This window comes from Mesorhizobium sp. BHscii (assembly GCF_053848065.1).
In genome coordinates this window covers 134,145-159,682 of the sequence record NZ_JBSPKW010000002.1, presented here as the reverse complement: position 1 = coordinate 159,682, position 25,538 = coordinate 134,145, and the positions used below count along the sequence as shown (strand labels likewise).

Sequence of the window (25,538 nt, the reverse complement as noted above, 5' to 3'; positions counted from 1 at the left end):
ACCTGCTTTATCGACAGCCCCGCAAGCCTCCCCTATAAGGGCCGGAATCGGCACGAGATACCAGAGGCTTTCATGATCATCGTCACGGGCGGCGCCGGCATGATCGGCTCCAACATCGTCGCCGCGCTCAATGCCGAAGGGATCAGCGACATCGTCGTCGTCGACGACCTGACCGACGGCCACAAGATTGCCAATCTCGCCGACCTGCAGATCGCCGATTATCTCGACAAGGACGATTTCCTGCCGCGGATGGAGGCCGGGGACCTCGGCCGCATCGAGGCTGTCTTCCACCAGGGCGCCTGCTCGACGACCACCGAATGGAACGGCAAGTTCATGATGGAGGTGAACTACGCTTATTCGAAGCGGCTGCTGCATGCCTGCCTGGCACTGCGGGTGCCTTTCCTCTACGCCTCCTCAGCCTCGGTCTATGGCGGCGGCGCCGAGTTTCGCGAGGAGCCGGAATGCGAACGCCCGCTCAATGTCTATGCCTATTCAAAGAAGCTGTTCGACGACTATGTTCGCCGCACCGTCTTCGATACCGATCATTCGCAGGTTGCGGGCCTGCGCTATTTCAACGTCTATGGACCGCGCGAGGCGCATAAGGGCGCCATGGCCTCGGTCGCCTTCCATCTGTTCAATCAGGTCGAGCAAGGCCAGAACCCGAAACTGTTCGGCGCCTATGACGGTTTCGGACCTGGCGAGCAGAGCCGCGATTTCATCCATGTCGGCGATGTCGCCGAGGTCAATCTGTGGCTATGGAAACGGGGCTCAAGCGGCATCTTCAACTGCGGCACCGGCCTTGCCCAGCCGTTCCGCGCCATAGCCGAAACGGTGATCGGCACGCTGGGCAAAGGCGAGATCGAGTTCATCGACTTCCCCGACCACCTGAAGGGAAGCTACCAGAGTTTTACGCAAGCTGATATGTCCCGGTTGCGCGCCGCCGGTTACAATGGTCAGTTTCGCACAGTGGAAACCGGCGTCAGAGACTATGTCGAATGGCTGAAAGCCCAACGATCCTCGTGATCGGCCCACGCTGGGTGGGCGACATGGTGATGGCGCAGTGCCTGTTCTCGGCGCTAAGAGAGCTTCACCCGAACGCCGCAATCGATGTGCTGGCCCCGGCATGGGCGGCGCCACTGGTCAAGCGCATGCCCGAAATACGCCAGCAGATCAATCTGCCGCTGAAATCCGGCGCGCTGGAATTCCGCATGCGAAGGCGCTTCGGCCGCCTGCTGCGCGGCCACTACGGCGTCGCCTATGTCATGCCTGGGAGCTGGAAGTCGGCGCTCGTCCCGTTCTTTGCCCGCATTCCGCGCCGCGTCGGCCATCTCAAGGAAATGCGCTACGGGCTGCTGACCGATATCGTTCCCTTGCCCGACCATTTGAAACGGCGCACGGCGCAGGCCTATTTCGGCCTCGCGCGGGGGGGCACGTTCCGCGCTCCCAAGCTCGCTGTCGATACAAAAAACCAGGCGGAATTGCTGGGCCGCTTCGGGCTGGAGGCGAAAAAATTCGTCGCGCTGATGCCCGGCGCCGAATTCGGCCCGGCCAAGCGCTGGCCGAGCGAACGCTATGCCGGCCTTGCCCGCGACATGATGGCCAAAGGTTTTGAGGTCGCGCTGTTCGGATCGAAGAACGACGCCGACGTAACGGCGGAAATCGCCACGCTTGCACCTGGCGTCGTCGATCTCGCCGGCCAGACGCGGCTGGAGGACGCCATCGACCTGATCGCCGCGGCCAGGCTTGCGGTGTCGAACGACAGTGGGCTGATGCATGTTGCCGCCGCAGTCGGCACGCCGATCGTTGCCGTCTACGGCTCGACCTCGCCGCAGAATACGCCGCCCCTCGCCGAGCAGCGCGAACTGGTCTGGCTCGGCCTGTCCTGTTCGCCCTGCCACCGGAAAATCTGCCCGCTCAGCCATCTCAATTGCCTGAACACGCTCGAGGTGGCACAGGTCGCGGCAGCGGCGGAACGGCTGCTGGAAATGCCGGCCGCCGCATGAGGGTGCTCATCGTCAAGACATCCTCGATGGGTGACGTCATCCACACCTTTCCGGCCGTCGAGGATGCGCGCCGCAACCGGCCGGATGTGTCGCTCGACTGGTGTGTGGAAGAGGCTTTTGCCGGCATCGTGGCGCTGCATCCGGCGATCGCAACCATCCACACAGTGGCAATCCGGCGCTGGCGCACAAGCCCACTCGGCCGCGGCACATGGCGCGAGGCAGCGGGATTGCGCCGCGCCTTGCGGGATTGCCGCTACGATCTCGTCGTCGACGCGCAAGGATTGCTGAAGTCGGCCCTGGTGGCGAAACAGGCTGCGGCGCCGATCGTCGGCTTCGACCGGTCGAGCGCTCGCGAGCCTTCGGCGACTTTGTTCTACGACCGCCGCTACGCTGTGCCGCGCGATCTGCACGCCATAGAACGCACAAGGCGGCTGTTCGGGCTGGCGCTCGGCTATGAACCGGATTTTTCCGGGCTCGAGTCCGGCATCATGCCGCCGGCCGGCGGTTCGAACTTTGTCGGGGGAAAAACCGCCTTCCTGCTGCATGGCACCAGCCGCGAGGACAAGAAATGGCCGGTCGGCGACTGGATCGAAACTGCCCGGCTTCTCGTGGGAAGAGGAATGACGCCCGTCACCACCTGGTCTAACGACAGGGAAAAGGCGATTGCCGAGGCGATCGCCCAAGCCGTTCCGCAGACCGTGCTGGTGCCGAAATCACCGCTTGCCGAGATCGCCGCGATCATCGGCCGATCGGTGCTGGTCATCGGCGCGGACACCGGTCTCACCCACCTCGCCAGTGCCTTCGGCCTGCCGACGGTCGCGGTGTTTCTGGCGACAGAACCCGGCCTGACCGGCCCGCGCGGGCCGTTCTCGTCAACGCTGCTGGCCGCGTCCGGCGGCCGTGTCGTGCCTGCGGAAGTGGTGGCGGAGGCGGAGAGGCTTATGGAGCGCCAAGCGCACGATCTGGCAACCGGAAGGCATTGATTTATTGAATCAATCCAAATGGAAAGGTCGGCGCCGCCCCTCATCCGCCTGCCGGCACCTTCTCCCCGTATAGTGACGGGGAGAAGGTGGCTGGACGCGAACTCGGCGCCTGTCCTGCAACGCTGATAATTGGCGAAACCGTCGGTCACGGCGTCCTTCTCCCCGTCACTATACGGGGAGAAGTGCCCGGCAGGGCGATGAGCGGCAGCGGAAACCTCGGGCTAAAACAGTGCGATTCAGGAACAAATCCTGCCCGCTCTACCCCTAGATGAACTGCACCTGGACGATCTCATAGCCCCGCGCACCGCCTGGCGCGTTGACCTCGATCGCATCGCCGACTTCCTTGCCGATCAGCGCCCGCGCGATCGGCGAGGAGATCGAGATGCGGCCGGACTTCACATCCGCTTCCTGGTCGCCGACGATCTGGTAGGTCTTCTTCTCTTCCGTGTCCTCGTCGACCAGCACCACGGTCGCGCCGAACTTGACCTTTTCGCCGCTGAGCTTGGTGATGTCGATCACCTCGGCACGGGCGATGAAGTCCTCGAGCTCGTTGACGCGACCCTCATTAAGGCTTTGCGCCTCTTTCGCCGCGTGGTACTCGGCATTTTCGGAAAGATCGCCATGCGAGCGCGCTTCGGAGATCGCTTCGATGATGCGCGGCCGCTCTTCCTGCTGGCGCCAGCGCAGTTCTTCCTTCAATGACGCGAACCCCTCGCCTGTCATCGGGACCTTGTTCATGATGCCTGACCTTTCCTGCCGCCGCCCCCGCATTCCGGGAGCGACCTTGTCGATGGGTACAAAAAGAAAACGGTCCGGCAGCCTCGGGCTAACGGAACCGTCTCACCGCAATTTCCCCCAATATAGCAATCTTCGTGGGTTTTTCACGCCAAAAAATCGGTTTTGAAAAATTCACCCGCCATTTTTTGAAATGCCGTCACGGCAGCACGGCTGGCCGGGCGAGCGGTAAAAAACCGGCTGCGATTGCTCACAGCCGGAGTGAGGAGCGTTTTGGGCTTCGAATCAGCTCTTCATGAAACGGTCTATCTGCTCAGACAGCATGCCGTACTCACGAGATCCCTTGCCGGTGCGCTTCTCGATCTCGCGGAGCTGTTCCTGGGCGCCGGCGAGATCGCCGATCTGCAGATGCGCCTCGCCGAGATATTCACGTACCAGCGTATAGTTCGGATCGATGCGCAGCGCTTCCTCGTAATAGCCGAGACCGACGGTGACGCGTCCGGAATGGCGGTGCGAGTAGCCGAGGTAGTTGAGGATGCGAGGGTCTTTCTTGTCCGCAGCCAGGCTGAGCACGGCGATAGCCTCGTCATAACGTCCGGCCATCGCCAGCGCGCGGCCGGCTTCATAGATGTTGTCGTCGTCCAGCATGCCTTGCTTGGGCGCAACGCATTTCTTCAGCTTCTTGTCCCAGACCATGCCTTTCTTGCACTGTGTCGTCTGGCCGCCACCACCACCGCCTCCACCTTCACCGGCCGAAAACACCGGAACGGCAAATAGCGGCAGGGCGGCAACCGCCAGAACCTGGATCAGCAATCGTCTGCGCATCGAACCCTCCTTGAAGAATGACAATGCAAGACTAACGCCGGGCAAAAGCCGTTTCATCCCGGAAGAAAGTCATGGCCATTGAAAGCTTTTTGAACGGTCCGCGCCAGTCGGAAAATAGAAGTGCCGAACATGACGTGACGAGCGCTGCAAATTCGCTATCATCCAGCAAACGGCAACGGAGTATGCGGAGAAAGCCAGTGCAGCGGCGCCTTGAAAAGGAATGGGAGCTTTCGATCGGTCCCGACACCGTGCGCCTGTTCATCCTCAAGGCGAAGGCGCTGAGCGCCGCCGTCAACGAAGACTATGCCGATGGCGCCGAGCACGAGGTCGAACTCGACGGCGAGGCGCATGACAATCATCATCATGACGGTCTCGTCGAGGAAAGTTCCGAAAACCTCACCGAAGAAGAATTGCGCGAACTGATCAACGACCTCAATGTCGACGAGGCGGCCGAACTGGTCGCCCTGGCCTGGGTTGGACGCGGCGACTATGACGCTTCGGAATGGGCCGACGCGCTGGCGGCCGCGCGCGAGCGCGCCAACAAGCGCACGGCGAAATATCTGCTCGGCATGCCGCTCTTGGCCGACTGGCTGGAGGAAGGGCTGGAAGCGATCGGTGCGTAACACCGCGGTTACCGTTCGTGATCGGCCAAAACCCTCGTTCAGGCAACTTCCGCATTCGCTCACCGTTAACGGCGAATGGCGGCGCTGACCCCTCCCACATTGATCAGATTGGCCACATTGATCAGATTGGCCGGATTGAACAGATTGGCGTTGCCTTTGGCGGCGGCGATGCTGTCGGCAGGAGCGGCACGGGCCCAAGCTCCGGAATTGCCTGATACCGTGCCTGTCCCGGAGCTCAATCAGCCGCAACCAGCGCAAGAAGCCGCACCTGCCGACGTGCCGATCCCCGAACCGCGCCCTGCGGATGGGCCAAAGGCTGATCAACCTGCGACCGACAAAATGGACCAGAAGACGTCGGACCAGCATAAGGAAGCCCGGCCGGAGCCGCCGGCAATCGCTCCAACGCCGAGCGAAAAGCCCGCCGAGGTCGAACCACCGGCCGCCACCGCGAAACCACCGGAGAAGCCGGCGCAAGCGCAGGAGAAAGAAATCCCTCCCGACCCGCGCTCGGCCTCTGTGCCGCAGGAAAATATGCCGGACGAGGAACTTGCTTGCCGCAGGCGGCTGAAGTCGATGGGTGTCGACTTCGAGGAACGCAAGGCCGAGCACGATGCGGCGGTCGGCTGCTCTATCCCCTATCCGATCGCGCTGAAGACACTGGGCAAGTCATTGGATATCCACCCCGAAACCGAGCTGAACTGCCAGATGGCCGAGGCCGCCGCGCGCTTCGCTGCCAATACCATCCAGCCGGCGGCCAAGGCCGAACTCGGCGCCAATCTCAAGTCGGTCGGCCAGGCGTCCGCCTATGTCTGCCGGCCGCGCCACGGCGGAGGGAAACTGTCCGAGCACGCTTTCGGCAATGCGCTCGATATCGCGAGCTTCACCTTGTCGAACGGGAGAAGGATCGACGTCGGCCCAGTGCCGCCGGAAAAGGACGCGAAATTCCTGAACGCGGTGCGCAAGGCAGCCTGCGGACCGTTCAAGACCGTGCTCGGCCCGGGCAGCGATACGGATCATTCGCAGCATCTCCATCTCGATCTTGCACCGCGCCGCAACGGCGGCACCTTCTGCCAGTGACGACCGACATGCGCGCCGCAATTTGGCCGCAGCCGTAAACGCGGCCGCTGATTTTTCCTTTACTCTTGGCGGTTAAGCTCTGTCTCATCTGATCATGAGCCCGAAAAGTGGGATCCGGTTTTCGGAGAAAGATCATGATCAAACAACGAGACAGAGCCTGATCGGGACCAGGCTCGGGGACAGGGATCTTGTCGATGGCCGGGATATTTCGCGCCGCGCTTGTCGCCGTGCGGCAAACCAGACGCGCGCGCATGATTCCCGGCGCGCTTGCCATCGCAGCGATCTCGGCATGCACCACCGGCAGCGTACTTTCGCTGGAACCGGCCGTCGATGTCGGAAGCCAGACATCAGCCGTTCCGAACTACGCGGGCATGCAGCGCCTCGTCCCCTCCAACCCATACATGACCGCCGCCTATACGCGCATGGACGAGCCGATGGCGCCAACCGAACAGATGCCGGCCAGCGAGGTCGACTGCCGCAAGGAATTGAAGCGCCTGGGCGTCGTCTACACCGACCTTGCGCCGATCCGCGAAGGCCAGTGCGGCATCGACTATCCAGTCAAGGTCTCGGCTATCGGCAGCATCGGGATGAAGCCGGCCGCGACACTGACCTGCGACATGGCCGCCACCTTCGCCGGCTGGACCAGGAATGAACTCGTGCCCTCCGCCCGCTGGCGTTATTTCTCCGGCGTCAAGACCATTCGCCAGGGCTCGAGCTATTCCTGCCGTAGGATCGCCGGCGAAGGCGTGCTGTCGGAGCACGGCAAGGGCAACGCCCTCGACGTCATGAGCATCGAGCTCGGCAATGGCAAAGATATCGACGTGCGCAAGCCCGGCCTATTCGCCTTCCGCACGCGCGGCTTCCTCAACACTGTGCGCGCCGACGGCTGTGAGTATTTCACCACTGTGCTCGGCCCCGGCTACAATTACGATCACCGCAACCATTTCCATTTCGACATCAAGAACCGCAAGAACGGCTACCGCGCCTGCCGCTGAGCCCAAGCGATGCCCACTGCCCAAGTTCTGCGCCGCCGCGTAGAATGACGCCGCATAAGGTGATGCCGTATCGCCTGGGTGGTATCTCGTGAGCCGACGAAGCCTTCGACGACGCGCAACGATCTGGCTGGTGGCGTTCTGTGCCGGCTATCTCGTGCTCGCCTATTTCGCCGCACCGGAATTCTGGACCCTGCGGGACCGCAACTTCCGAACGCAGCGCTTCGAGATGGTGACGCACACGCCGCAGGGCATTGCGGGCGATCCGATCAATGTCGGCCTCGTCGGTACCAAAAAAGAGCTGGTCCACGCCTTCGCCGTCGCCGGATGGGACACGGCCGACGCCCTCACGCTGAAGACCGCGATCGAGATCGGCGAAAGCGTGCTGTTCGATCGGCCCTATCCCGACGCGCCGGTCAGCCGGTTGTTATTCGAAGGCCGTGCACAGGATCTCGCCTTCGAGAAGCCGGTCGGCGACAGTGCCGACCGGCGTCATCACGTCCGCTTCTGGCAGACAGATGCGACCGGAGACGATGGCCGGCCGCTCTGGCTGGGTGCGGCAAGCTTCGATCGCGGCGTCGGCCTCAGCCACGACACCGGTGCGATCACCCACCATATCGGTCCCGACATCGACGCCGAGCGCGACTTCCTGATCCGCGACCTTTCTGCCTCAGGCATGCTGATCTCGACCAGCGAGATATCAGGCATCGGTGCGACAAAGACCGGGCGCAATGGCGGCGGTGATCCCTATTTCACCGACGGCAAGGCGGTAGTGGGCGTGCTGCTGCAGTTGCCGTAGGCGCAAGACGAGCCGCTGGCCTCCGGCTCATCGTCGCCCTGATCGAGCATTTTTCGTCGCCACCATGGGATGCCGTGTGAGATGGTTGCGCCCGCCGCCATGAAAAATGACGTCCATCTATTTTCGAAGACCTCACCGCAATGCTATTGACCCCTCATGCTTTACGCTGAAATCGCTATCGTGGTCGTCCTCATCTGCGTGAACGGCCTTCTGGCAATGTCCGAGCTTGCCATCGTCTCGTCACGGCCTGCCCGCCTCATGGCGATGATCGACCGCAACGTGACGGGTGCCGGACGCGCCTTGGCGCTCGGCTCCAATCCAGGCAAATTCCTGTCGTCCGTGCAGATCGGCATCACCCTGGTCGGTGTTTTGTCAGGCGCCTTTTCCGGCGCCACGCTCGGTGAGCGGCTGTCCGTGTTCCTGGCATCGACCGGCATCCGCGAAAGCCTTGCCGACCCGATCGGCGTCGGCATCGTCGTCGCCCTCATCACCTACTTCTCGCTCATCATCGGCGAACTGGTGCCCAAGCAGATCGCGCTGCGCGATCCCGAACGCGTCGCCGCCAGGGTTGCTCCGGCGATGACCATCCTTGCCACCGTCTCGGCGCCGCTGGTCTTCCTGCTCGACATTTCCGGCCGCGCTGTGCTGTGGCTGCTTGGCCAACGCGGTGAAAGCGAGGAGAAGGTCACCGACGAGGAGATCAAGATGCTGGTCGCCGAGGCCGAGCATCACGGCACCATCGAATCCGACGAGCGGCGCATGATCGCCGGCGTCATGCGGCTCGGCGACCGCGCCGTCCGCGCGGTGATGACACCGCGCACCGAGGTCGACTGGATCAACCTGCAGTCCGACGACGTGGCGACCCGCAAGCTCTTGATGGAGACCCAGCATTCGCGCCTGCCAGCCGGCGATGGCAGTGTCGACGCCATGATCGGCGTCGTCCAGACCCGCGACGTGCTGGCCGCGATGCTTGGCGGTCGCGCACTCGACCCGCGCCGGCACGTGCGCATCGCTCCCATCGTCCATGACCAGGCCGACGCGCTGGATGTCCTTTCGACACTCAAGGAATCCAACGTGCCGATGGCGCTGGTCCATGACGAATACGGCCATTTCGAAGGCATTGTCACCCCGGCGGACATATTGGAAGCCATCACCGGCGTCTTCCGGGCGGACCTCGACGCCGGCGACGAGGAAAACGCCGTCAAGCGCGAGGACGGCTCATGGCTGCTCGCCGGCTACATGCAGGCCGACGAGATGGCGGACGTTCTCGGCATCGACCTGCCCGAGAACCGCGACTACGAGACTGTCGCCGGTTACGTGCTGTCGCACCTGCACCATCTGCCGACGACCGGCGAATGCGTGGATGCGCAGGGCTGGCGCTTCGAGGTCGTCGACCTCGACGGCCGCCGCATCGACAAGCTCATCGCCACGCGCCTGCCCGGCGGCCATCGCGAAATCGTGCGCTAACAATCAACACGATGTATGGGCCTGTTCGCAAGCAGGAATGAGCCTGTTCCGGTTAGGGTGCCCTAATGGTGGTGCCCGTCTTGCTCCGGCAAGGATATCCCGAAAACCCGCACCAAATCGGCGACCTGTTCCGGCGATAGGTAGCGGGGATTGAGGCCGCGCAACAGCAGATAGAGCTTTGCGGTTTCTTCCAGCTCCTCGGTAGCGAATACGGCGGCCTCGAGCGTTTCGCCCGCGACCACGGGACCGTGGTTTGCCAGGAGCACTGAGGAGTAGCGCCCGGCGAGGCCCTTGATCGCAGCGACAACCGCCGGGTCGCCTGGGCGATGATAGGACACCAGCGCGGTTTGTCCGGCGCGCATCAGGTAGTAGGGCGTCATCGGCGGCAGCACCGCCTTGGGATCTATTTCCGGCAGCATGGAAAGGGCGACTGCGTGGGTCGAGTGCAGGTGCACGATGGCGCGCGCCTCTGCCCTCGTCTGATAGAGCGCAGTATGCAATGGAATTTCCTTGGTCGGCGCATCGCCAGAGGTCAGCCGGCCTTGCGCGTCGAGGCGGGAAATTCGGGCAGGATCCAGGAATCCTAGCGAGGCATTCGTGGGTGTGACCAGCCAGCCGCCATCATCGAGCCGCAGGCTGATATTGCCTGACGATCCCGGCGTCAGCCCGCGCTCGAACAACGAACGTCCGAAGCGGCAGATATCGTCCCTCAGCTTGGTTTCAGTCACGTCGTCGCCCCTTCAATCAGCTCGAACCCGATATCGACCACTGCGGATGGCCCATCGGAGCAGACGAGCCGTGCTCCAATCTCACCGACGGTCACTCGCGGCGTCAGGATGGTCGAAAGTGGCTGCGGCGCACTTCTGGCCACATCGAGACCGTTGTAGCCGAAGATCGCCAGCCGGTCCGGTATCGTGATGCCGTGGGCGAGACAGTGGAAATAGCCGCCGATCGCCATGTCGTCGTTGGAGAAGTAAACCGCATCCAGATCGGGACAACGCTCCAGCAATCGAGCCAGCCCGTCGCGCCCGGCTTCGATCGAGGATGCGGCACGAATGATTTCTTCTCCGATGATGCTCAGCCCGGCTTCGCCCAGGGCCGCGCGAAACGCTGCGAAACGCTTGGCCGCGCGGAGGTCCAGGCTGAGGTCGTGGCCGACGTAGCCGATGCAGCGATAGCCGCGCGACATCAAATGCTGAGCGCTCACCCGGCCTGCCTTGCGGTTGGAAAAGCCCACGACGATGTCGATGCCCTCGCCATCGGTATCAAGCAATTCGGCCACTCTGATGCGGGCGTTCCGCAGCATGACTCCGGTGCGCTCGGTGTGCTCGAGCCCCGCTACCATAATCCCGGCTGGACGCCAGCTGAGGAGTGACTCGATGACGCTCTCCTCTCGCTCCGGATCGTAGTCGGTCACCGCGACGACAGGTTGGAAGCCGGCGCCGACCAGTACCGTATTGGCGCCGCGCAGCACATCCGGAAAGACGATGTTGCTTAGCGAGGGAATGACGACACCGACGAGCTTGGACCCCATGGAGGCCAGGGTTCCCGCGATCCGGTTTGGCACATAGCCGAGGCTCCGCGCGGCAGTGAGTACACTCTCGCGTGTCTTGGTCGAGAAGGAACCATGCCCGCGCAACACGCGCGAGGCGGTGCTTTCGCCGACGCCAGCCGCGCGCGCGACGTCGGTGAGGGTTATCATCGCGCCGGTTTGCGTACCGTCTTCTGCTTCGCTCTGCATTCCGGTTTCTCGGCTCGATGCGTCGGTACGACTCCAATTCCTGACGCTTCTTTTGTCACATTCCAGCGCCGCACTCAACAGAATTTGGCAGCGCTGCCACTTTTCGTTTGGCAGCGCTGCCATTCTCGTGTTATGGGCTGTGCAAGCGCTGCCAAAATTCAGCCGGGGGCGTGAGACCCTGAGGGACCACCGCTACGTTATGGGAGGAAACAGATGACGATACTCACCCCGACGCTTCCGGCTGAGGCCGGAGCAGAAAACGACATCAAAAGGATTGCCTACAGAAAAGTCTTCTGGCGCATCGTGCCGTTTCTGATGCTGTGTTATGTCGTTGCCTATCTCGATCGGGTCAACGTCGGCTTTGCCAAGCTGCAGATGTCGACCGACCTTGCCTTCAGTGAAACCGTCTACGGCCTTGGCGCCGGGATCTTCTTCATCGGCTATTTCCTGTTCGAGGTCCCGAGCAACGTCATCCTGCACAAAGTAGGGGCACGCGTCTGGATCGCCCGCATAATGATCACCTGGGGCCTGATTTCAGCCGGTTTCATGTTCACTGCATCTGCCCCGATGTTCTACCTGCTGCGCTTCCTGCTCGGTGTCGCCGAGGCTGGTTTCTACCCCGGCATCATCCTCTTCCTCACCTATTGGTACCCCTCGCACCGCCGCGCCAAGATCATCGCGATATTCATGTCCGCGATCCCCATCTCCGGGATTTTCGGCAATCCGCTTTCCGGCTGGATCATGGATTCGTTCCATGGCAGCAACGGCCTTGCCGGCTGGCAATGGATGTTCCTGATCGAAGCGGTTCCGGCAATCCTGCTCGGCATCGCAGTCTTTTTCTTCCTTGACAACGGCATCCGTCACGCCAAGTGGCTGAGCGAAGCGGAGAAGCAGGCAATCGAGCGAGAGATCGCCCAGGAAGAGCACGGCAAGGAACGCTCACACTCCGTCGCCGGCATTTCCGCGATCCCCGGATCTGGCTGATGTGTCTCATTTATTTCTGCTTCGTAATGGGCCAGTACGGATTGACGTTCTGGATGCCCACGCTGGTCAAGGCGACGGGCGTCGCCGGCAACCTCGACATCGGACTGATCAGCGCAATCCCGTTTATCTGCGCTGTGATCGCCATGAACTTTTTTGGCCGCAGCGCCGACAGATATCGCGAGCGCCGCTGGCACCTGGTGGTTCCCGCTCTCTTTGGAGCAGTCGGCTTTGTGATTGCAGCTACCTCGCCCGATCCCACCATCGCGATTGCCTTTCTGTCGCTGGCCGCAGCGGGTGCGATCACTTGTGCGCCGCTGTTCTGGTCACTGCCCACAGCGTTCCTCGGCGGAACTGGTGCTGCGGCTGGTATTGCGCTCATCAATTCGGTCGGAAATCTCGCCGGCTTCGTCAGCCCCTATCTCGTTGGCTATCTCAAGGATCTGACAGGAACGACCCAGGTCGGCATGTACGCGCTGGCCGCAATTCTAGTGGTCGGCGCGATCCTGGTTCTGACGGTCCCACCCAAACTGGTCAACCGCTAGCCGAACCGCCTCATGCAGGGAGTTTCCATTATGACCACCAACGACAAGCAGAAGGATATCCCAGCTGCAGCCGCACTACGGGTCGCGGTTATCGGCCTCGGTTCGATGGGGTTCGGGATGGCGACGTCGCTTCGCCGCGCCGGGTTCGAGGTGACGGGCTTCGACGTCAACGAGCAGGTGGTGGCACGCCTTGTCGCCAACGGCGGGCGGGGGGCACAAACCCCCGCCCAGGCCGCCCAGGCCGCGGACGTCGTCGTTTCTGTCGTCGTCAACGCGGCGCAGACCGAAGCGATCCTCTTTGGTGCGGATGGAGTGGCCGAAACCCTGCCAGATGGCGCGGTGTTCGTCTCCTCAGCCACCATGGATCCTGACGTTGCACGCAATCTGGCCGCCCGGCTGGAAACCACCGGACGGCTCTATCTCGACGCGCCAATCAGTGGCGGGTCGGTCCGCGCGGCGGAAGGCGCCCTCACCATTCTGGCCTCCGGCAGCGCCGCCGCCTTTGCCAGGGCGCGGCCCGCACTCGACGCGATGGCAACCAGGCTTTATGAACTTGGAGATGAACCGGGCGTCGGCGCGGCATTCAAGATGATAAACCAGTTGCTCGCCGGTGTGCATATCGCGGCAGCGAGCGAAGCCATCGCCTTGGCCGCACGGCAAGGGCTCGATATTCGCAAGGTCTACGAGGTCATCACCGCCTCGGCCGGCAATTCATGGATGTTCGAGAACCGAATTCCGCACGTGCTCGACGGCGACTATGCCCCACGCAGCGCCGTCGACATTTTCGTCAAGGATCTCGGTATCATCCAGGATATGGCGCGCAGCGCCAAGTTCCCCGTGCCGGTCGCGGCCGCAGCGCTGCAGATGTTCCTGATGACCTCGGCGGCCGGGATGGGGCGCGATGACGATGCCTCGGTCGCCCGCCTCTACGCAAGGATCACGGGCACCGACTTGCCCGGCGAACCGCAAACCTGACCAGGACCGGACCCCAGCCATGCCCCGCTTCGCCGCCAATCTCACCATGATGTTCAACGAATGGTCGTTCCTCGACCGGTTCGCTGCCGCCGCCGATGCCGGCTTTGAAGCGGTCGAGTTCCTTTTCCCTTACGAGCATAGACCCGATGCGATCGCGGAACGCCTCGCAAAGAACGGTCTTACCCAGGTCCTGTTCAACCTGCCGCCCGGTAACTGGGCTGCCGGTGAGCGTGGACTGGCCTCCCTGGCAGAACGGTTCGACGAGCTTCAGGTCGGCGTTGAAACAGCGCTCTCCTACGCAGAGGCGACCGGCGTCAAGCGCCTCCATCTCATGTCGGGGATTGCCTCTCGCGACGACAAGGAAGCTGTCGAGGCCTACCGGAAGGCCATCGTCTGGACGGCCGGGAAACTTGCCGACCGAGGCATCGATCTCTTGATCGAGCCGATCAACGGCCGTGACATGCCGGGTTACTTCCTCAACGACTTCGGCTTCGCAGAAGCTCTCGTCCGCGACCTGGCGCTACCCAATCTCAAGCTGCAATTCGACATCTACCATCGCCAGATCATGCATGGTGACGTCACCATGGCGCTTCGCCGGCTGATGCCGCTCATTGGTCACATCCAGATCGCCAGCGTGCCTTCGCGGCATGAACCGGCGACAGGGGAACTCGATGATCACTTCATTTTCGACGAGCTGGACCGGCTAGGATATGCCGGCTTTGTCGGCTGCGAATACCGGCCGAGGAGCAAGACGCTCGACGGGCTCAGCTGGCTCGCTCGCTATACCGGCGAGCGCCAGCGCGCAATTTCCGGTGCCAAGCGTGGAGTTCTACCATGACGCTCTCGCTCGGCTGCATCGCGGACGATTACACCGGTGCCTCGGACCTGGCGAACACGCTGGCCAAAGAGGGTCTGCGTACGATCCAGACCATCGGAATTCCCACGGACGACCTGGCTTTGCCCGAAGTCGATGCGATCGTCGTTTCGCTGAAGATCCGGTCGATCGCCGCATCTGAGGCGGTCGAACGTGCCCGTGCCTCTGATCGCTGGCTGCGCGAGCGCGGCGCCGATCATGTCATGTACAAGATCTGTTCCACCTTCGATTCGACTGACAAGGGCAATATCGGCCCGGTGCTCGACTCCCTGCGCGCCGATGCCGGTGAAACAACGGTGCTGGTGACGCCGGCCTTTCCGCAGACCGGTCGCACCGTCTATCAGGGCAATCTGTTCGTCGGTGCGGCGCCGCTCAACGAAAGCCCACTGAAGGATCATCCGCTCAACCCCATGCACGATGCCAACCTGGTCCGCGTTCTGGCTCGGCAGAGTGCTGCGGCCGTTGGACTCGTCGATCTCGCAATCGTTGCGCGCGGGACGGAGGCGATCGTCGAGCGGCTGGCACAGCTGGCCTCCGATGGGAAGGGAGCAGCCATCACCGATGCCGTATTCGAGAGCGACCTCGAAGCAATTGGTGCGGCTGCGCTTCGTCAGCGATTGTCAGTCGGAGCCTCGGGTTTGGGATTGGGTCTTGCCCGCGGCGTGATCGCAGCGGGCACCGTACGTCGCCACGAGAGGACTGCTGTTTACGGCAAGCCGGTCACAGGACCAGCAGCTGTTCTTGCCGGAAGCTGTTCACAGGCGACTTTGCAACAGATCGCCAAAGCCGAGCAGACAATGCCCGTCCTGCGGCTCGATCCGGAAAAGCTTATGAACGGACGGGAGGAGGCAAAGCTTGCCCTCGATTGGGCGGCCGAGCGGATGGCCCGAACTCCCGTCATCATCGCCAGCAGCTCGAATCCGGATGATGTATCAAGGTTGCAAACCCGCTACGGACGCGATGCGGTCGGCCAGGTCATCGAACAATACCTTGCGGCGATTGCCGAACGTCTGGTGGAACGGGGCGTGCGCCGGCTGATCGTAGCGGGCGGAGAGACATCCGGCGCGGTGGTCGACCGGCTTGCCATTCCAGCATTTAGACTCGGGCAGGAAATCGTTGCGGGCGTGCCCGTCTTGCACAGTATCGGAGGTCGTCACGGCGACATGGTGTTGGCTCTTAAATCGGGAAATTTCGGCGGCGAAAGCTTCTTCGCGGACGCTTTGGCCATCATGGCATAAGCGCCGTGGCTCTTGGCCGAAAGTAGTCCGTCAGCTTTCGGGATGTTGCTGTCAACAAGCGGCCGTTCGGTTGACGCGTTTGCGCCCCGGCCGATTTCGACCTTGAGCGGTAGACGGCGCAGTCATGCTCAAGCGGTTCGCAAAGCGGGACCCGCAAGCGCAGGGCTTCAATCGGAACCCACTTGCTTTAACATCGCCGGGACGACGATCCGGTGAAATGGTTTCACGATCGCGAGATAGACGCGGCCGAGCAGATTGTGAGTCGCCGTCGAGACGGAGATCTCCTGCTAACCGATACCGCATTCCCTTGACCTCAATTGACACGCGGAAATTGAGATGCCGGTCGTCAAGACCGAGGAGGACATGATCAGTCGACTGGCTGATGACCGGAAAGAAGCCGATATGTGGACTGGCGTGGCGCACCCGTTCCCGTCCGGGCGTTCAAGCCAAACGGCTTCACAATAAGATTTCGCAACGCCAACAAACATTTGACCCAGCCCGGCGCCCACCCGAACACCAGCTGCGAAGCACCGAGAGCATTCAGTTTGAGGCCGTTCACGGCCAATGAGTAGGTGTCCCCGAAGTTTGCGCCGGGGAGTGGCGGACGGCGTTTTGCGCCGGCCGCGGGAGGGGGATGCATCTGTGGACGAACGCGCGATCAGGCGCCGGATTCCCAATCATTCTCAATGCTCGCTATGCGCAACTTGAAAACCTGACCGGCAATCGCCGGCTGTCGATTACTGATCTCCGTTTACCAGACGATCAGCGACGAAAGCTGTGTTTCGCGCGGCGACAGTTATGCAATCGACGCAAGGCCCTTTTGCCGCCTTGCGCCGAGAATGAGACAAGTCGCGATGGGGATTCCTAGCGGGAACCCGCTCACCTCTATTATCAGCGACGCGACAACAATCCAGGCCAGCAGCGACCAGCCCAGAAAAGCCGGGACTGGAAGCTGCCTCTTGTCCAGCCAGATCACCACGGCTCCAATCATGATCAGTGGCAAGGCAAAACTTCCGACCGTCGACCAAAAGGCGGCATTGCTTACCAGCACTTCCAGACGCTGAATGCGGAGGGGCTGCCAATGCTCCGCCGTCCAAAGCTCAAGCCTCAGCCAACCCGGGATTTCCGCCACGGCGTCAATGCCCAGCACGATCATGTGCAGAATGCCGAGCGCCACCATAGCAATTCCGCTCCACCTGATCATTGCTGCAATCCTTCGTGCTTGGGTACGCACAGGCGACCTTTGCTACGTTCTCCATACGGAACCGTATGTAACGCGGTGACTTTTCCAAGTCCATACGGTAACGTATGGACGGACGAGATGTCGCACTACGCCGCTCACGGAGGAGAGACATTTGAGCAGAAAATCGCAAGAGCTGACCCGCGACGATTGGGTCTTGGCTGGTCTCGCAGCGCTGGCCGAGGGCGGCATAGAGTCCGTCCGGGTGGAGCGTCTCGCGAAAAGGCTGAATGTCAGCAAGGGATCCTTCTACTGGCACTTCTCGGATCGGTCAGATCTGCTTTCAGCCCTGCTTGATCTTTGGGAGAAGGACTTTACGGCCCGACTGATCGCCAATGTCGCGTCCCTTCCGACACCACGTGCACGTCTGCTCGCCCTCGCCGAAGAAGCGCTGGACGCGAGCATGGACGGTGTCGACGTGGCTCAAGCCGAGGGCGCGTTCAGTGCCTGGGCGGTACTCGACCGTGTCGCTGCGGATAGAGTGCGCACCATCGAGGCGCAGCGCATCGGATATCTGGTGAGCGAGCTTTCGCTCATGGGCGCGGACGCGACGGATGCCGAACTGCTCGCCAAGGGCATTTACCTTGCTCTGCTTGGCGTCTTCGCGACCCGCCGTTACAATCCGGCCTTGGCCGAGGATGCTGTGTTCAGGCGCGTCGTCGATCTCGCGCTAGATGCTATGGAAGGCGGAGATGACGAGTGTTCATTGCATTTTTCCGGAGCCTCCGGATAGTTTAGTTCGTCTTCGATAGGTCCCATCGCGGCCGACATGAGGCGCATCGCTGCTCGGCTCTGGGGCCGTTTCCAGACGGTCAGGTTTCGGATGCGGCTCAGGGATAGCTGCCGTTCATCCAGGAGGCGCTGGCGCAAATATCCTGACGCGTCGTCGCGAATGTCGTCACGATCGCGATAGGCGCTCTTCATGTAAGGAGGGCGGGCCTGCCTGCTGGAAATGAGACAGGCCACCGGTCGCTCAACCCGTTTTAGAGCGAACCATCCGCCAGCAACTCGCGGGTGAGTTTCAGCGTCGAGAGGAGGGCGGCCTTGTAGCCCTGGTCGCTGTCGAACTGCGCCTGCTCGGCCTGCTCCTCGGGGCCGTTCGGCTCTTTGCCGAGCAGGCCGATGTAGCAGTAGAACCGAAGTTGCAGTTCGCCAGCATCATCCTCGAACAGTTCGTTGCGTGCATCTTCGATCCGGACAATACCGGCTCCGTAAACGTCGCCCTGAAATGCCGTTATCGCGAGATAACCAGAACGAGCTACAAGGGGTCGCCGACAATCCTGTTCGAACGCGAACGGACAACCGCCTAACTTGCGGCTGTCGAAACCGGTGCGCTTACCGCCGCGGGGGCATAGACCGTGGTAGACTCGCCGCGCCCCTTTACGGTGATCTCGCGCAGCGGGGTCAGCGGAATCCTGTCTGACACCAGTTCGGCGGTCGCCCGGCCGATCACCAGCGGAACGCCGAGATCCTTCGAGGCGCCCTCCAGCCGCGATGCCAGATTGACCGCGTCGCCGAGCGCCGAATAGTCGAAGCGCTGCTCCGATCCGACATTGCCGACGACGCATTGCCCGGTGTTGACGCCGATGCCGATGCGCAGCGCAATCGGCGTTTCGCCGCGCGTTTCGGCCTCCGCCTGCAATTGCGCGTTCAGCCGATCTAGCGCGGCGAGCATTTCGAGGCTGGCCTCCACCGCATGGATGGCGTGGTCTGGATCGTCCAGCGGCGCGTTCCAGAATGCCATGAGGCAGTCGCCGATATATTTGTCGATGGTGCCGCCATGCGCCATCACGACGTCGGAAAGCGGCGTCAGCAGCCGGTTGATCAGCGTTGTCAGCCGCTCGGGATCGCCCTTCATCGCCTCCGCGATGGTGGTGAAGCCGCGAATGTCGCAAAAGAGAATGGTCAGCGTGCGGACCTCGCCGCCAAGGCGAAGCTGCGTCGGGTCGCGCGCCAGGCGTTCCACCAGGGCCGGCGACAGATATTGCGAGAAGGCGCGCGTTATGCCGCGCCTAAGCTTCCGCTCCGCCGCGAAATCGCGCGCCGCCTGCGCGCTTGCGACAAGAGTAAAGGCAAGCGCTGGCGCCAGCGGCGCGACGAAGACACGGCCGTAGCGCAGCGCCATATAGCTGCCGGCGAGGAGCGCCAGCACGGCAACCACAGCGCCCGCCAGGGTCTTCCATCCGGTCGACTTCCAGACGGCAAGAACGCCAATGCCCGCGCCAAGCAGGATCGAGAGAATTGCCGCCCATGCCGGGGCGCGCGCGATGAACAGCTGATGCGCCAGATTGTCGAAGACCGTCGCCTGGATCTCGACGCCGGAAACGAGCCTGCCGGTGCGGATGGTGAACGGCGAGGCGTGGACGTCGGCGCCGCCTTGCGACAGCGTCGGCGCGTTCTGCAGGCTGAGCCCGACCATGACTATGCGGCCGCGGAAAAAATTTTCCGGCAGGAAACTGTCGGGATCGAGCGCCTGATAGTAGGAGACGGTCGGATATGTGCGAGACGGGCCGAAGGCCTGCAGCAGCGCGTTTCGCGGTACAGTGGCCGGCCGGCCGGCGGCGTTCAGAAGCTCTGCCGCAAAGCCGTCGCCATAGCCCGGCACGCGCCGCAGGATGCCGTCGCCGTCGGGCGCGATTGAGGCGATGCCGGTTGCGGCGCCCGTCGCGGTGAAAATGGCCAGCGGCTCGACCCGGACATGCTGGGCGGCCTGCTCGGTCTCGATGAATGTCTCGTCGCCGGCCAGAACCACGTCCGGGCCAAGGCTCTTGACCAACGCTTCGTCCGCGGCCGGCGTCGACGGCTCGGCAAAGATGATGTCGAGCCCGACGGCTTCCGCTCCAGCGCGGCGCAGAGCCTCGACGAGCCGCCCGTGAAGATCGCGCGGCCATGGCCATTGCGGGCCGATCTCGGCAAGCGAGGGCTCGTCGATGGCGACAATGACCGGCCCGTCATCGGGCGGGGGCGGCGGCGAAATGGTCGAGAGATAATCGAAAGCGCGCGCCTCGACGAGCTTCCATGGCGTGAGCAGGGACAGACCAGCAACTAGCAGCACGGCGAGGACCGCGATCGCAAGAATGCCGTTGCGGCGGGAGGGGGTTCCGGGCGCGGAAGCGCCAAGGCCCTTCCACCACGGCCCGCCTGCAAACATCAGAACCGGACCTTCAGCGAACCGACGATGCTGCGGCCCCAGCCGGGGGTGAACGATGCGACCTGAAAATCCTCGTCGAACAGATTGTACGCGGCAATTTCGAGTTCAAATCGTTTGTCGAAAGGTTCCCAGGTCAGGAAGGCATCCGTCGACCAGTAGGATTCGAGCTCAGTCCCCGCCGCATCGCCGGTGCGTGAGCCGACAAAGGTTTCGGCCAGCGTGACCTTGATGTTGGACGGGTGAACCCAGGTCAGGCCAAACCGCGCGGACGTTTCGGGGACAAAGGGCAGCGGGCCGCCGAAGCCTGGACTTGTCGGATCTTCGTTCTCTGAATCGGCGTAGGCAAAGGTCGCGAACGCGCCGAAGCCGTTGCCGATCCAGACGTTGGCCGTGGCGCTGATCCGGTCGAGCCGGCCCTCGCTGAGATCGATTGTGGTGGCGGAAGCCGGAACGCCGATCGAAAGTTTCTCGAATTCCTGATGCTGGTAATCGACGGCCGTAAAAAGGCGGCTGTTCCACTCGGCGTCCCAGCGCGCGGCAAACGTGTCCGAAAAGCCGTCGACAGCTAGAGAATTCTGATTGGATTGCAGGCCGAGTATTCCGACCGGCGCCAAGGTCGCCGACGTTATGAACGAGCCTTCGCGCAGGAACCCGGCGCGTAGGTAATGGCCTTCGAAAGGCGTCCAGGCGACACCGAGGCGAGGCTCCAGGCGTTGTTCATCAATCGTGCCACCGTCGAGATAAGTGCCGAATAGGGCTCCCTCCACTTTGAGATTGGGGTTGAACTCGTAGACGGCGTCGAAATAGACGCGCCCAATGGCGACATCGACTGCCGTAGTGGATTCGGATATGATTGTGTCCGGGATAAAAGGAAACACGAAAGAAAACGTTTCGTCTTTTGAGACTTCCAAGAGTCCGCCCTCACCTCCGTATCGGAGAGTCAAGTCACCGGTTCCGTAGATGTGATTGAATGCGGCGAGATAGGATTGCTGGCTGGTCTCACTCTCCAGAATGAATCCTGTTTCCCCGAAGCCGATTTCCTCCAAGCGGGTTCTGTTGCTTCGATCCGTAATGTCGGTCGCAAACAGCGCCGCGCTGGCAACGTTCTGGTAACCAAATGTATGGCTCCAGGCGACCCCGGCGTTGCCGGTTCGGGTGTCGCCGGAGTCGGCATACGTTCCTCCTAGCGGCAGAACGGTAGGGTCCAGCACTGTGCTTAGGTCGAACTCGAAGTCCTTGACATCGATATAGGCCACCACCCGGTCATTCGGCGTCGGCTTCATGGCCATGTAGCCTGTGCCGGTGATCGACCGGTCATCGAGATCGAACTGGCCGGTCGCTGGATCATCGCCGCGACGCGTGTCGGTCTCCAAACCGTTGATCCTGCCGTAGAAGCTCCAGGGAAAGGGAGCTGCTTGATACCCTTGGGTTTCGATTTCGCTGTTCCAACCCAGATCGCCGTCATCGGCGACAAAACCCCCGCCGACGGTGGTTTCGATGAAAGGTCGCCGGAGGATGTTGGCGCTCCTCTGGCGGCCGGCCAGCATTTGCGGGTCGAGCATCAAGCCTTGGAAAAACGATGAGAAGCTGGTTGCATTAGGGCCCGGTTCCGTCGGCACGTCTCCGAAACGCAGATTGTTGACGAAGGGATTTAAGCTACCGGCAAGCGCCTGGTCGACATAGCCGGAGCCGGTGAAGGGATCGAAAACCGCGTCGCCGTAGTAGCGGCCCCAGGCGTTAAGATTGAGTAGCCGGAACGCGTCGTTCAACGTCGAGCCGGTGTCGCGATTGGCGCTGAGGGCGGCATAGTCGCCGCCGCGCGCTCTGGTGCGCTTCAGCGCTTCCTGGGCGCTGGCGATCGCCTTGTCGGCTTCGTACTCGTCGATTGCAACCGCCGTGCGGAAGGATGAAATCACCGGATCGTTCGGATCAAGGCGATCGGCGTTTTCGATAGCCTGTTCGGCGGGTTCCAGCTCGCCGGCTTCGTAATAGGCGACGGCAAGCAGCAGCAATCCATTGGAATAGGCCGGATTGGCGGTCGTGCCGGCGAGCAGGTCGTCACGCGCTTTGTCCAGTTCGCCGGTCTGCAGATAGTAGCGGCCGCGCGCAACCAGCCCGATGTCGAACGCCGGATCGACTGCGAGCGCCGTGTCGATTTCGGCCTTCGCTTCGGCCGTGCGGTCCTGCTCGAGATAGACGATGGCGAGGTTGGCGTGGGGGACAGGATCTTTCGGGTCGAGTTCGATAGCGCGCTTCAGCGCCGCCTCCGCCTCGCGAGTGGCGCCGCGCGCGCTCTGAACGAGGCCGAGAGCGTTCCAGCTCGCCGAGCCGGGCGCCAGCTCCACCGCGCGCTCGAGGTCGGCAAGCGCGCCTTCAAGATCGCTCTTGATTCCGGCCCGATAACCGGCGCGTGCTTGGAGCGCGATCACATTATCCGGGTCGAGCGACAAAGCGCGATCGATTGCCGCTTCCACCTGTTCGCGGTCGTCGAGCAGGAACGCAATTTGTGCCCTGAGGGCGGGCAGCGTCGGATCACCGGGATAGCGCCGTTCGGCTCTTTCGAGAACGGCAATTGCAGCTTTGAGGTCGACCAGAAATCCGGCCGTCAGAGCCTCGGCGATGGCCGCGGCGACGCCGGCATCCGCATTAACCGGCGGAGCTTCGATATGGCTGGGGTCAGCCAGCGAGCGCGCATAGTAGCCGCCATAGCGCGCCATGACACGCCGGCTGGGATCGAGATGCGGCGCCGCGCGTTCGAACAGATGCGCCGCCTCGGCATAGCGCTGTTCGGCGCCGGCGATCAACGCGTCGATCAGATCGAGCCGGGCTTCCTGCGCGCGCGTCAGCGGGAATTGTCGCGCCTGCCTGGCCGCGTCGCGCGCCGCTTCCCGCCCTTCAAAGTCAAGATTAACCTCGGCCAATGTCACCCAGTCCTCGGCGGATCGGGACGACGGCTCCATCGCCTTTATCCTGGCGCGCGCCTTGCGCATGTCCAGGCTCGACAATGCCGATGCTGGCAGGACGGTGAAAGCGTCGCGCAAGGAGTAGTAGAACAGCATCTGCTCGCGGTCGTCCGAATCGACGATGACGACCTTCGTCGGCGCCGAGCCGATGGTGGCCGCCGCGGCTTCGCCTTCGGCGACGCTGACCGAGCCGAATTCGTTGGCGAGTTCTACCGTGCCTTCCAGCACGATCAGCGAGGTGCGGCCGTTGCCGTCGACGGTCATCGTCCAGTCGGTGCCGCGGATGGCGGCGGCGGCGGCGGGCGTGTCGATGGTCAGCCCTTCGCCGCCGCGCTCTGCTCGCGCCCAGATGGTGCCGCTCTCCAGCTTGAACTCGGTGTCGGACGCCGCGCCGATCTTTTTGACCAGGAGCGTCGTATTGCGGCCAAGCCGCATCTGGGTGCGGTCGGCAAACAGCACTGCTAGGCTGCCGGTGGCGTTGGTGCGCAGATAGTCGCCGGGGACGACGTCCTGCCTGAGATCGACCACCTGCCAAGAGGCGAATTCTAGGAAGCGCACTTCCTCGCCCGATTTGCGGGCAATGACCGACCCGGCCGCCGGCTGGTTGCGCGGCACGACATCGGCCGCCGCCGGCTGGATACCGACGAGCGCCGTCAACAACAGCGAAAAACTTACCGGCCCCCGCATCGCAGTTCTGAAGCGCGCCCCCTCTTCGTACGGCTTTATGACGGTTCATTCATCGAACTGTCAAATACTCCGTTGCAGCAGATCGCCGAACACGGCAAACGTTGCTGCCCGGACACACAGCATCGGAAAACAGGCGCTATGTCCGGGCGGCTGTGATCTATAAGCAGTTGAGTGAAGGGAGTTCAAAGTGGGACCATCTTCGTCGCTTGAAAACCCGTGGCTGACCGAAGCCAGCTGCTTCTGGACAGCGTCGTCCAGACTGTGAAAAGACTGAGGGCGTAGCCCTCCGCAACTCCGCTTTGGGTGACTCCGACCAATGCGCGAAGGGCAGCTTTGAAGGAGCGCCCTGAAGGTCGCGTTATGGCGCAACAACGATGTCCAAGGTGGGCACCGGCAACGTCCGCTATCGGGCAACAGCTAAAGTCACCTCAACGGCCGACATGCGGCTCAAAGCGGACAGGTTCCACGATTGGCCTGTGCGCAGTTAATCGTCGACCACGATACTAGAGCGGTTCATCGTTTCACGGAAACGCCGAACCGCTCTATCTCTTTGTTTTTGCGCAATTCCGGACGGAAAACCGTTCACACTTTTCCTAGAATTGCTAAGGTATCAGCACGACCTTGCCGGTCGAGCGACGCTCCTCCAGCAAGCGATGTGCTTCGGCTGCCTGGTCGAGCGGATAGCGGCCGCCCTGCGTCACGGCAAGCTGGCCGCTGGCGGCCAGGTGGAAAAGCTCCGACAGGCCGGCCCTGAGGCCATCGGCAGAGAGCAGCGGAAGCAGGGCAAAACCTCGCAAGGACTGGTTTCGGGTGATCATCGCTTCCAGTTCCGCAGCGCCGATCGCGTATCTGCCCAGCGCCGCAAAGACCAACTCTCCGCAAGTCGCGAGAGCTTGCAGCGACGCCGCCGTCATCGGGCCGCCGACAATGTCGTAGACGACATCGACGCCGCCGCTGCCTGCCGCTTCCCGGACACGCGCGGGCCAATCCGACGTGCTGTAGTCGACCGCGGCATCGGCTCCAAGCGACAGGGCAAGATCGAGCTTGGCCCTGCTGCCGGCGACCGCGATCACGGTGCTGGCGCCCTGGCGTTTGGCGAGCTGGACAAGCAACGAGCCGACACCGCCCGCGGCTGCAGTGACCAGCACCGATTTGCCGGCTGGCGGGCTTTGCCGCAGCAGATGAAAAGCCGTCAGCCCCTGCACCATCAACGCCGTCGCGTCTTCGAACGAGAGCGCGTCGGGCAAAGGCACGGCCAGCTTTGCGTCGATCGTGACATAGTCGGCATATCCGCCAAAGGGACGCTTCGAAGCGAACAGCGGGGCCGCGACGCGTGTTCCGGTCAGCGAGATATCCACCCCTTGACCAAGTGCCTCCACGGTGCCGGCAGCCTCAACGCCGAGAACCATCGGCAATTGCGGCGTCACCGCGTAGCGATCCCCGCGCATCAGCACTTCGAAGAAATTCACGCCGGCCGCGCGAACACGGATCAGCACCTCGCCGGCCTCCGGCAGCGGCTTCGGCATTTCGACGACGTCGAAGACGTCGGGACCGCCAAAACGGTTCAGTTGAATGGCTCTCATGGCATGCACCCATCGCTATGGCATCGGCTGCTGTTTGCCACTATCTGCCTGATCGC

The 25,538-nt window shown here is 62.6% G+C and carries 24 protein-coding genes and 2 pseudogenes; 14 read left to right on the top strand and 12 right to left on the bottom strand.

The window, feature by feature from the left end:
- Positions 1 to 72 precede the first annotated feature (72 nt).
- Genes rfaD through waaC form a run of 3 tightly spaced genes read left to right on the top strand, consistent with a single transcriptional unit; the run spans position 73 to position 2,986 of the window.
- The gene (gene rfaD, locus ACWTU7_RS03560) at positions 73 to 1,023 is read left to right on the top strand and encodes an ADP-glyceromanno-heptose 6-epimerase (RefSeq protein WP_455837892.1); all 951 of its coding nucleotides are present in this window, start codon (positions 73 to 75) and stop codon (positions 1,021 to 1,023) included.
- Positions 996 to 2,003: a lipopolysaccharide heptosyltransferase II gene (waaF, locus tag ACWTU7_RS03555; protein ID WP_455837893.1), complete on the top strand. Its 1,008-nt coding sequence runs from the start codon at positions 996 to 998 to the stop codon at positions 2,001 to 2,003. Before rfaD ends, waaF begins: the two co-directional genes overlap by 28 nt.
- Positions 2,000 to 2,986 carry a lipopolysaccharide heptosyltransferase I gene (waaC, locus tag ACWTU7_RS03550; RefSeq protein WP_455837894.1) on the top strand — a complete coding sequence of 329 codons (987 nt, stop codon included), beginning with the start codon at positions 2,000 to 2,002 and terminating at the stop codon, positions 2,984 to 2,986. Before waaF ends, waaC begins: the two co-directional genes overlap by 4 nt.
- A 264-nt stretch (positions 2,987 to 3,250) precedes the next feature.
- Here waaC and greA read toward each other — a convergent pair whose 3' ends face one another.
- Both greA and ACWTU7_RS03540 read right to left on the bottom strand, forming a co-directional pair.
- Complete coding sequence (gene greA / locus ACWTU7_RS03545; RefSeq protein WP_023799806.1) at positions 3,251 to 3,724, bottom strand: transcription elongation factor GreA; 474 nt, start codon at positions 3,722 to 3,724, stop codon at positions 3,251 to 3,253.
- A 282-nt stretch (positions 3,725 to 4,006) separates the two neighbouring features.
- A complete protein-coding gene (locus ACWTU7_RS03540; protein ID WP_065012063.1) occupies positions 4,007 to 4,546 on the bottom strand; it encodes a tetratricopeptide repeat protein in 540 nt (179 codons plus the stop codon).
- A gap of 197 nt (positions 4,547 to 4,743) precedes the next feature.
- Here ACWTU7_RS03540 and ACWTU7_RS03535 point away from each other — a divergent pair, with 197 nt between their 5' ends.
- On the top strand, positions 4,744 to 5,169 hold the full coding sequence (locus tag ACWTU7_RS03535; RefSeq protein ID WP_029350061.1) for a DUF3775 domain-containing protein: 426 nt from the start codon (positions 4,744 to 4,746) through the stop codon (positions 5,167 to 5,169).
- A gap of 65 nt (positions 5,170 to 5,234) precedes the next feature.
- Here ACWTU7_RS03535 and ACWTU7_RS03530 read toward each other — a convergent pair whose 3' ends face one another.
- Entirely contained in the window at positions 5,235 to 5,408 is a 174-nt protein-coding gene (locus ACWTU7_RS03530) for a hypothetical protein (RefSeq protein WP_455838014.1), read from the bottom strand.
- Between ACWTU7_RS03530 and ACWTU7_RS03525 the strand changes: the two genes are divergently transcribed.
- From ACWTU7_RS03525 to ACWTU7_RS03510, 4 genes are all read left to right on the top strand, one after another.
- On the top strand, positions 5,338 to 6,246 hold the full coding sequence (locus tag ACWTU7_RS03525; protein ID WP_455837999.1) for an extensin family protein: 909 nt from the start codon (positions 5,338 to 5,340) through the stop codon (positions 6,244 to 6,246). The genes ACWTU7_RS03530 and ACWTU7_RS03525 overlap by 71 nt on opposite strands.
- Before the next feature lie 194 nt (positions 6,247 to 6,440).
- Positions 6,441 to 7,241 carry an extensin-like domain-containing protein gene (locus ACWTU7_RS03520; RefSeq protein WP_455837895.1) on the top strand — a complete coding sequence of 267 codons (801 nt, stop codon included), beginning with the start codon at positions 6,441 to 6,443 and terminating at the stop codon, positions 7,239 to 7,241.
- An 88-nt stretch (positions 7,242 to 7,329) separates the two neighbouring features.
- The gene (locus ACWTU7_RS03515; RefSeq protein ID WP_455837896.1) at positions 7,330 to 8,037 is read left to right on the top strand and encodes an LssY C-terminal domain-containing protein; all 708 of its coding nucleotides are present in this window, start codon (positions 7,330 to 7,332) and stop codon (positions 8,035 to 8,037) included.
- 156 nt (positions 8,038 to 8,193) lie between these two features.
- Positions 8,194 to 9,504, top strand: coding sequence for a hemolysin family protein (locus tag ACWTU7_RS03510; protein WP_455837897.1), 1,311 nt, complete (start codon positions 8,194 to 8,196; stop codon positions 9,502 to 9,504).
- Between the two features lie 62 nt (positions 9,505 to 9,566).
- On the opposite strand, the gene otnC is transcribed toward ACWTU7_RS03510, so the two are convergent.
- Complete coding sequence (otnC, locus tag ACWTU7_RS03505; protein WP_127317522.1) at positions 9,567 to 10,232, bottom strand: 3-oxo-tetronate 4-phosphate decarboxylase; 666 nt, start codon at positions 10,230 to 10,232, stop codon at positions 9,567 to 9,569.
- A complete protein-coding gene (locus ACWTU7_RS03500; protein ID WP_455838000.1) occupies positions 10,229 to 11,245 on the bottom strand; it encodes a LacI family DNA-binding transcriptional regulator in 1,017 nt (338 codons plus the stop codon). The genes otnC and ACWTU7_RS03500 overlap by 4 nt, the downstream gene beginning before the upstream one ends.
- 213 nt (positions 11,246 to 11,458) lie before the next feature.
- Here ACWTU7_RS03500 and ACWTU7_RS03495 point away from each other — a divergent pair.
- The 4 genes and pseudogenes from ACWTU7_RS03495 (at position 11,459) to otnK (ending at position 15,858) form a co-directional block, all read left to right on the top strand.
- A pseudogene (locus ACWTU7_RS03495) lies at positions 11,459 to 12,771 on the top strand (MFS transporter).
- A 30-nt stretch (positions 12,772 to 12,801) separates the two neighbouring features.
- Positions 12,802 to 13,746: an L-threonate dehydrogenase gene (gene ltnD / locus ACWTU7_RS03490; RefSeq protein WP_455837898.1), complete on the top strand. Its 945-nt coding sequence runs from the start codon at positions 12,802 to 12,804 to the stop codon at positions 13,744 to 13,746.
- A gap of 19 nt (positions 13,747 to 13,765) precedes the next feature.
- On the top strand, positions 13,766 to 14,584 hold the full coding sequence (gene otnI, locus ACWTU7_RS03485; RefSeq protein WP_455837899.1) for a 2-oxo-tetronate isomerase: 819 nt from the start codon (positions 13,766 to 13,768) through the stop codon (positions 14,582 to 14,584).
- Positions 14,581 to 15,858, top strand: coding sequence for a 3-oxo-tetronate kinase (gene otnK, locus ACWTU7_RS03480; RefSeq protein ID WP_455837900.1), 1,278 nt, complete (start codon positions 14,581 to 14,583; stop codon positions 15,856 to 15,858). Before otnI ends, otnK begins: the two co-directional genes overlap by 4 nt.
- A 167-nt stretch (positions 15,859 to 16,025) precedes the next feature.
- Here the strand turns inward: otnK and ACWTU7_RS03475 are convergent, their stop codons facing one another.
- The 3 genes from ACWTU7_RS03475 to ACWTU7_RS03465 all read right to left on the bottom strand — a co-directional run bounded on the left by ACWTU7_RS03475 (position 16,026) and on the right by ACWTU7_RS03465 (position 17,062).
- The gene (locus ACWTU7_RS03475) at positions 16,026 to 16,112 is read right to left on the bottom strand and encodes a DUF2867 domain-containing protein (RefSeq protein ID WP_455846498.1); all 87 of its coding nucleotides are present in this window, start codon (positions 16,110 to 16,112) and stop codon (positions 16,026 to 16,028) included.
- Between the two features lie 113 nt (positions 16,113 to 16,225).
- Entirely contained in the window at positions 16,226 to 16,498 is a 273-nt protein-coding gene (locus ACWTU7_RS03470; protein WP_455837901.1) for a DUF2867 domain-containing protein, read from the bottom strand.
- A gap of 156 nt (positions 16,499 to 16,654) precedes the next feature.
- The gene (locus ACWTU7_RS03465) at positions 16,655 to 17,062 is read right to left on the bottom strand and encodes a DUF6463 family protein (RefSeq protein WP_455837902.1); all 408 of its coding nucleotides are present in this window, start codon (positions 17,060 to 17,062) and stop codon (positions 16,655 to 16,657) included.
- A 151-nt stretch (positions 17,063 to 17,213) separates the two neighbouring features.
- Between ACWTU7_RS03465 and ACWTU7_RS03460 the strand changes: the two genes are divergently transcribed.
- The gene (locus ACWTU7_RS03460) at positions 17,214 to 17,831 is read left to right on the top strand and encodes a TetR/AcrR family transcriptional regulator (protein WP_455837903.1); all 618 of its coding nucleotides are present in this window, start codon (positions 17,214 to 17,216) and stop codon (positions 17,829 to 17,831) included.
- Between the two features lie 250 nt (positions 17,832 to 18,081).
- Here the strand turns inward: ACWTU7_RS03460 and ACWTU7_RS03455 are convergent.
- Positions 18,082 to 18,276, bottom strand: a pseudogene (locus ACWTU7_RS03455) (DUF1857 domain-containing protein); the annotation flags it as partial.
- Here ACWTU7_RS03455 and ACWTU7_RS03450 point away from each other — a divergent pair.
- A complete protein-coding gene (locus tag ACWTU7_RS03450) occupies positions 18,241 to 18,408 on the top strand; it encodes a hypothetical protein (protein ID WP_455838015.1) in 168 nt (55 codons plus the stop codon). The pseudogene ACWTU7_RS03455 and the gene ACWTU7_RS03450 sit on opposite strands and share 36 nt — an antisense overlap.
- Here the strand turns inward: ACWTU7_RS03450 and ACWTU7_RS03445 are convergent.
- The 3 genes from ACWTU7_RS03445 to ACWTU7_RS03435 form a co-directional block, all read right to left on the bottom strand.
- Positions 18,405 to 20,249: a CHASE2 domain-containing protein gene (locus tag ACWTU7_RS03445; protein WP_455837904.1), complete on the bottom strand. Its 1,845-nt coding sequence runs from the start codon at positions 20,247 to 20,249 to the stop codon at positions 18,405 to 18,407. The genes ACWTU7_RS03450 and ACWTU7_RS03445 overlap by 4 nt on opposite strands.
- The gene (locus tag ACWTU7_RS03440) at positions 20,249 to 23,899 is read right to left on the bottom strand and encodes a tetratricopeptide repeat protein (RefSeq protein ID WP_455837905.1); all 3,651 of its coding nucleotides are present in this window, start codon (positions 23,897 to 23,899) and stop codon (positions 20,249 to 20,251) included. The genes ACWTU7_RS03445 and ACWTU7_RS03440 overlap by 1 nt, the downstream gene beginning before the upstream one ends.
- 602 nt (positions 23,900 to 24,501) lie before the next feature.
- A complete protein-coding gene (locus tag ACWTU7_RS03435) occupies positions 24,502 to 25,482 on the bottom strand; it encodes a quinone oxidoreductase family protein (RefSeq protein WP_455837906.1) in 981 nt (326 codons plus the stop codon).
- Positions 25,483 to 25,538: the final 56 nt, after the last annotated feature.

Excerpts from the sequence above, each read along its gene's own strand:
- ACWTU7_RS03520 (WP_455837895.1), top strand. The coding sequence starts at position 6,441 with ATGGCCGGGATATTTCGCGCCGCGCTTGTCGCCGTGCGGCAAACCAGA.
- rfaD (WP_455837892.1), top strand. The coding sequence starts at position 73 with ATGATCATCGTCACGGGCGGCGCCGGCATGATCGGCTCCAACATCGTC.
- ACWTU7_RS03500 (WP_455838000.1), bottom strand. The coding sequence starts at position 11,245 with ATGCAGAGCGAAGCAGAAGACGGTACGCAAACCGGCGCGATGATAACC.
- ACWTU7_RS03525 (WP_455837999.1), top strand. The coding sequence starts at position 5,338 with ATGCTGTCGGCAGGAGCGGCACGGGCCCAAGCTCCGGAATTGCCTGAT.
- otnK (WP_455837900.1), top strand. The coding sequence starts at position 14,581 with ATGACGCTCTCGCTCGGCTGCATCGCGGACGATTACACCGGTGCCTCG.
- greA (WP_023799806.1), bottom strand. The coding sequence starts at position 3,724 with ATGAACAAGGTCCCGATGACAGGCGAGGGGTTCGCGTCATTGAAGGAA.
- ltnD (WP_455837898.1), top strand. The coding sequence starts at position 12,802 with ATGACCACCAACGACAAGCAGAAGGATATCCCAGCTGCAGCCGCACTA.
- waaC (WP_455837894.1), top strand. The coding sequence starts at position 2,000 with ATGAGGGTGCTCATCGTCAAGACATCCTCGATGGGTGACGTCATCCAC.
- waaF (WP_455837893.1), top strand. The coding sequence starts at position 996 with ATGGCTGAAAGCCCAACGATCCTCGTGATCGGCCCACGCTGGGTGGGC.
- ACWTU7_RS03440 (WP_455837905.1), bottom strand. The coding sequence starts at position 23,899 with ATGCGGGGGCCGGTAAGTTTTTCGCTGTTGTTGACGGCGCTCGTCGGT.
- ACWTU7_RS03465 (WP_455837902.1), bottom strand. The coding sequence starts at position 17,062 with ATGATCAGGTGGAGCGGAATTGCTATGGTGGCGCTCGGCATTCTGCAC.
- ACWTU7_RS03445 (WP_455837904.1), bottom strand. The coding sequence starts at position 20,249 with ATGTTTGCAGGCGGGCCGTGGTGGAAGGGCCTTGGCGCTTCCGCGCCC.
- ACWTU7_RS03470 (WP_455837901.1), bottom strand. The coding sequence starts at position 16,498 with ATGCATCCCCCTCCCGCGGCCGGCGCAAAACGCCGTCCGCCACTCCCC.
- ACWTU7_RS03540 (WP_065012063.1), bottom strand. The coding sequence starts at position 4,546 with ATGCGCAGACGATTGCTGATCCAGGTTCTGGCGGTTGCCGCCCTGCCG.
- ACWTU7_RS03435 (WP_455837906.1), bottom strand. The coding sequence starts at position 25,482 with ATGAGAGCCATTCAACTGAACCGTTTTGGCGGTCCCGACGTCTTCGAC.
- otnI (WP_455837899.1), top strand. The coding sequence starts at position 13,766 with ATGCCCCGCTTCGCCGCCAATCTCACCATGATGTTCAACGAATGGTCG.
- ACWTU7_RS03510 (WP_455837897.1), top strand. The coding sequence starts at position 8,194 with ATGCTTTACGCTGAAATCGCTATCGTGGTCGTCCTCATCTGCGTGAAC.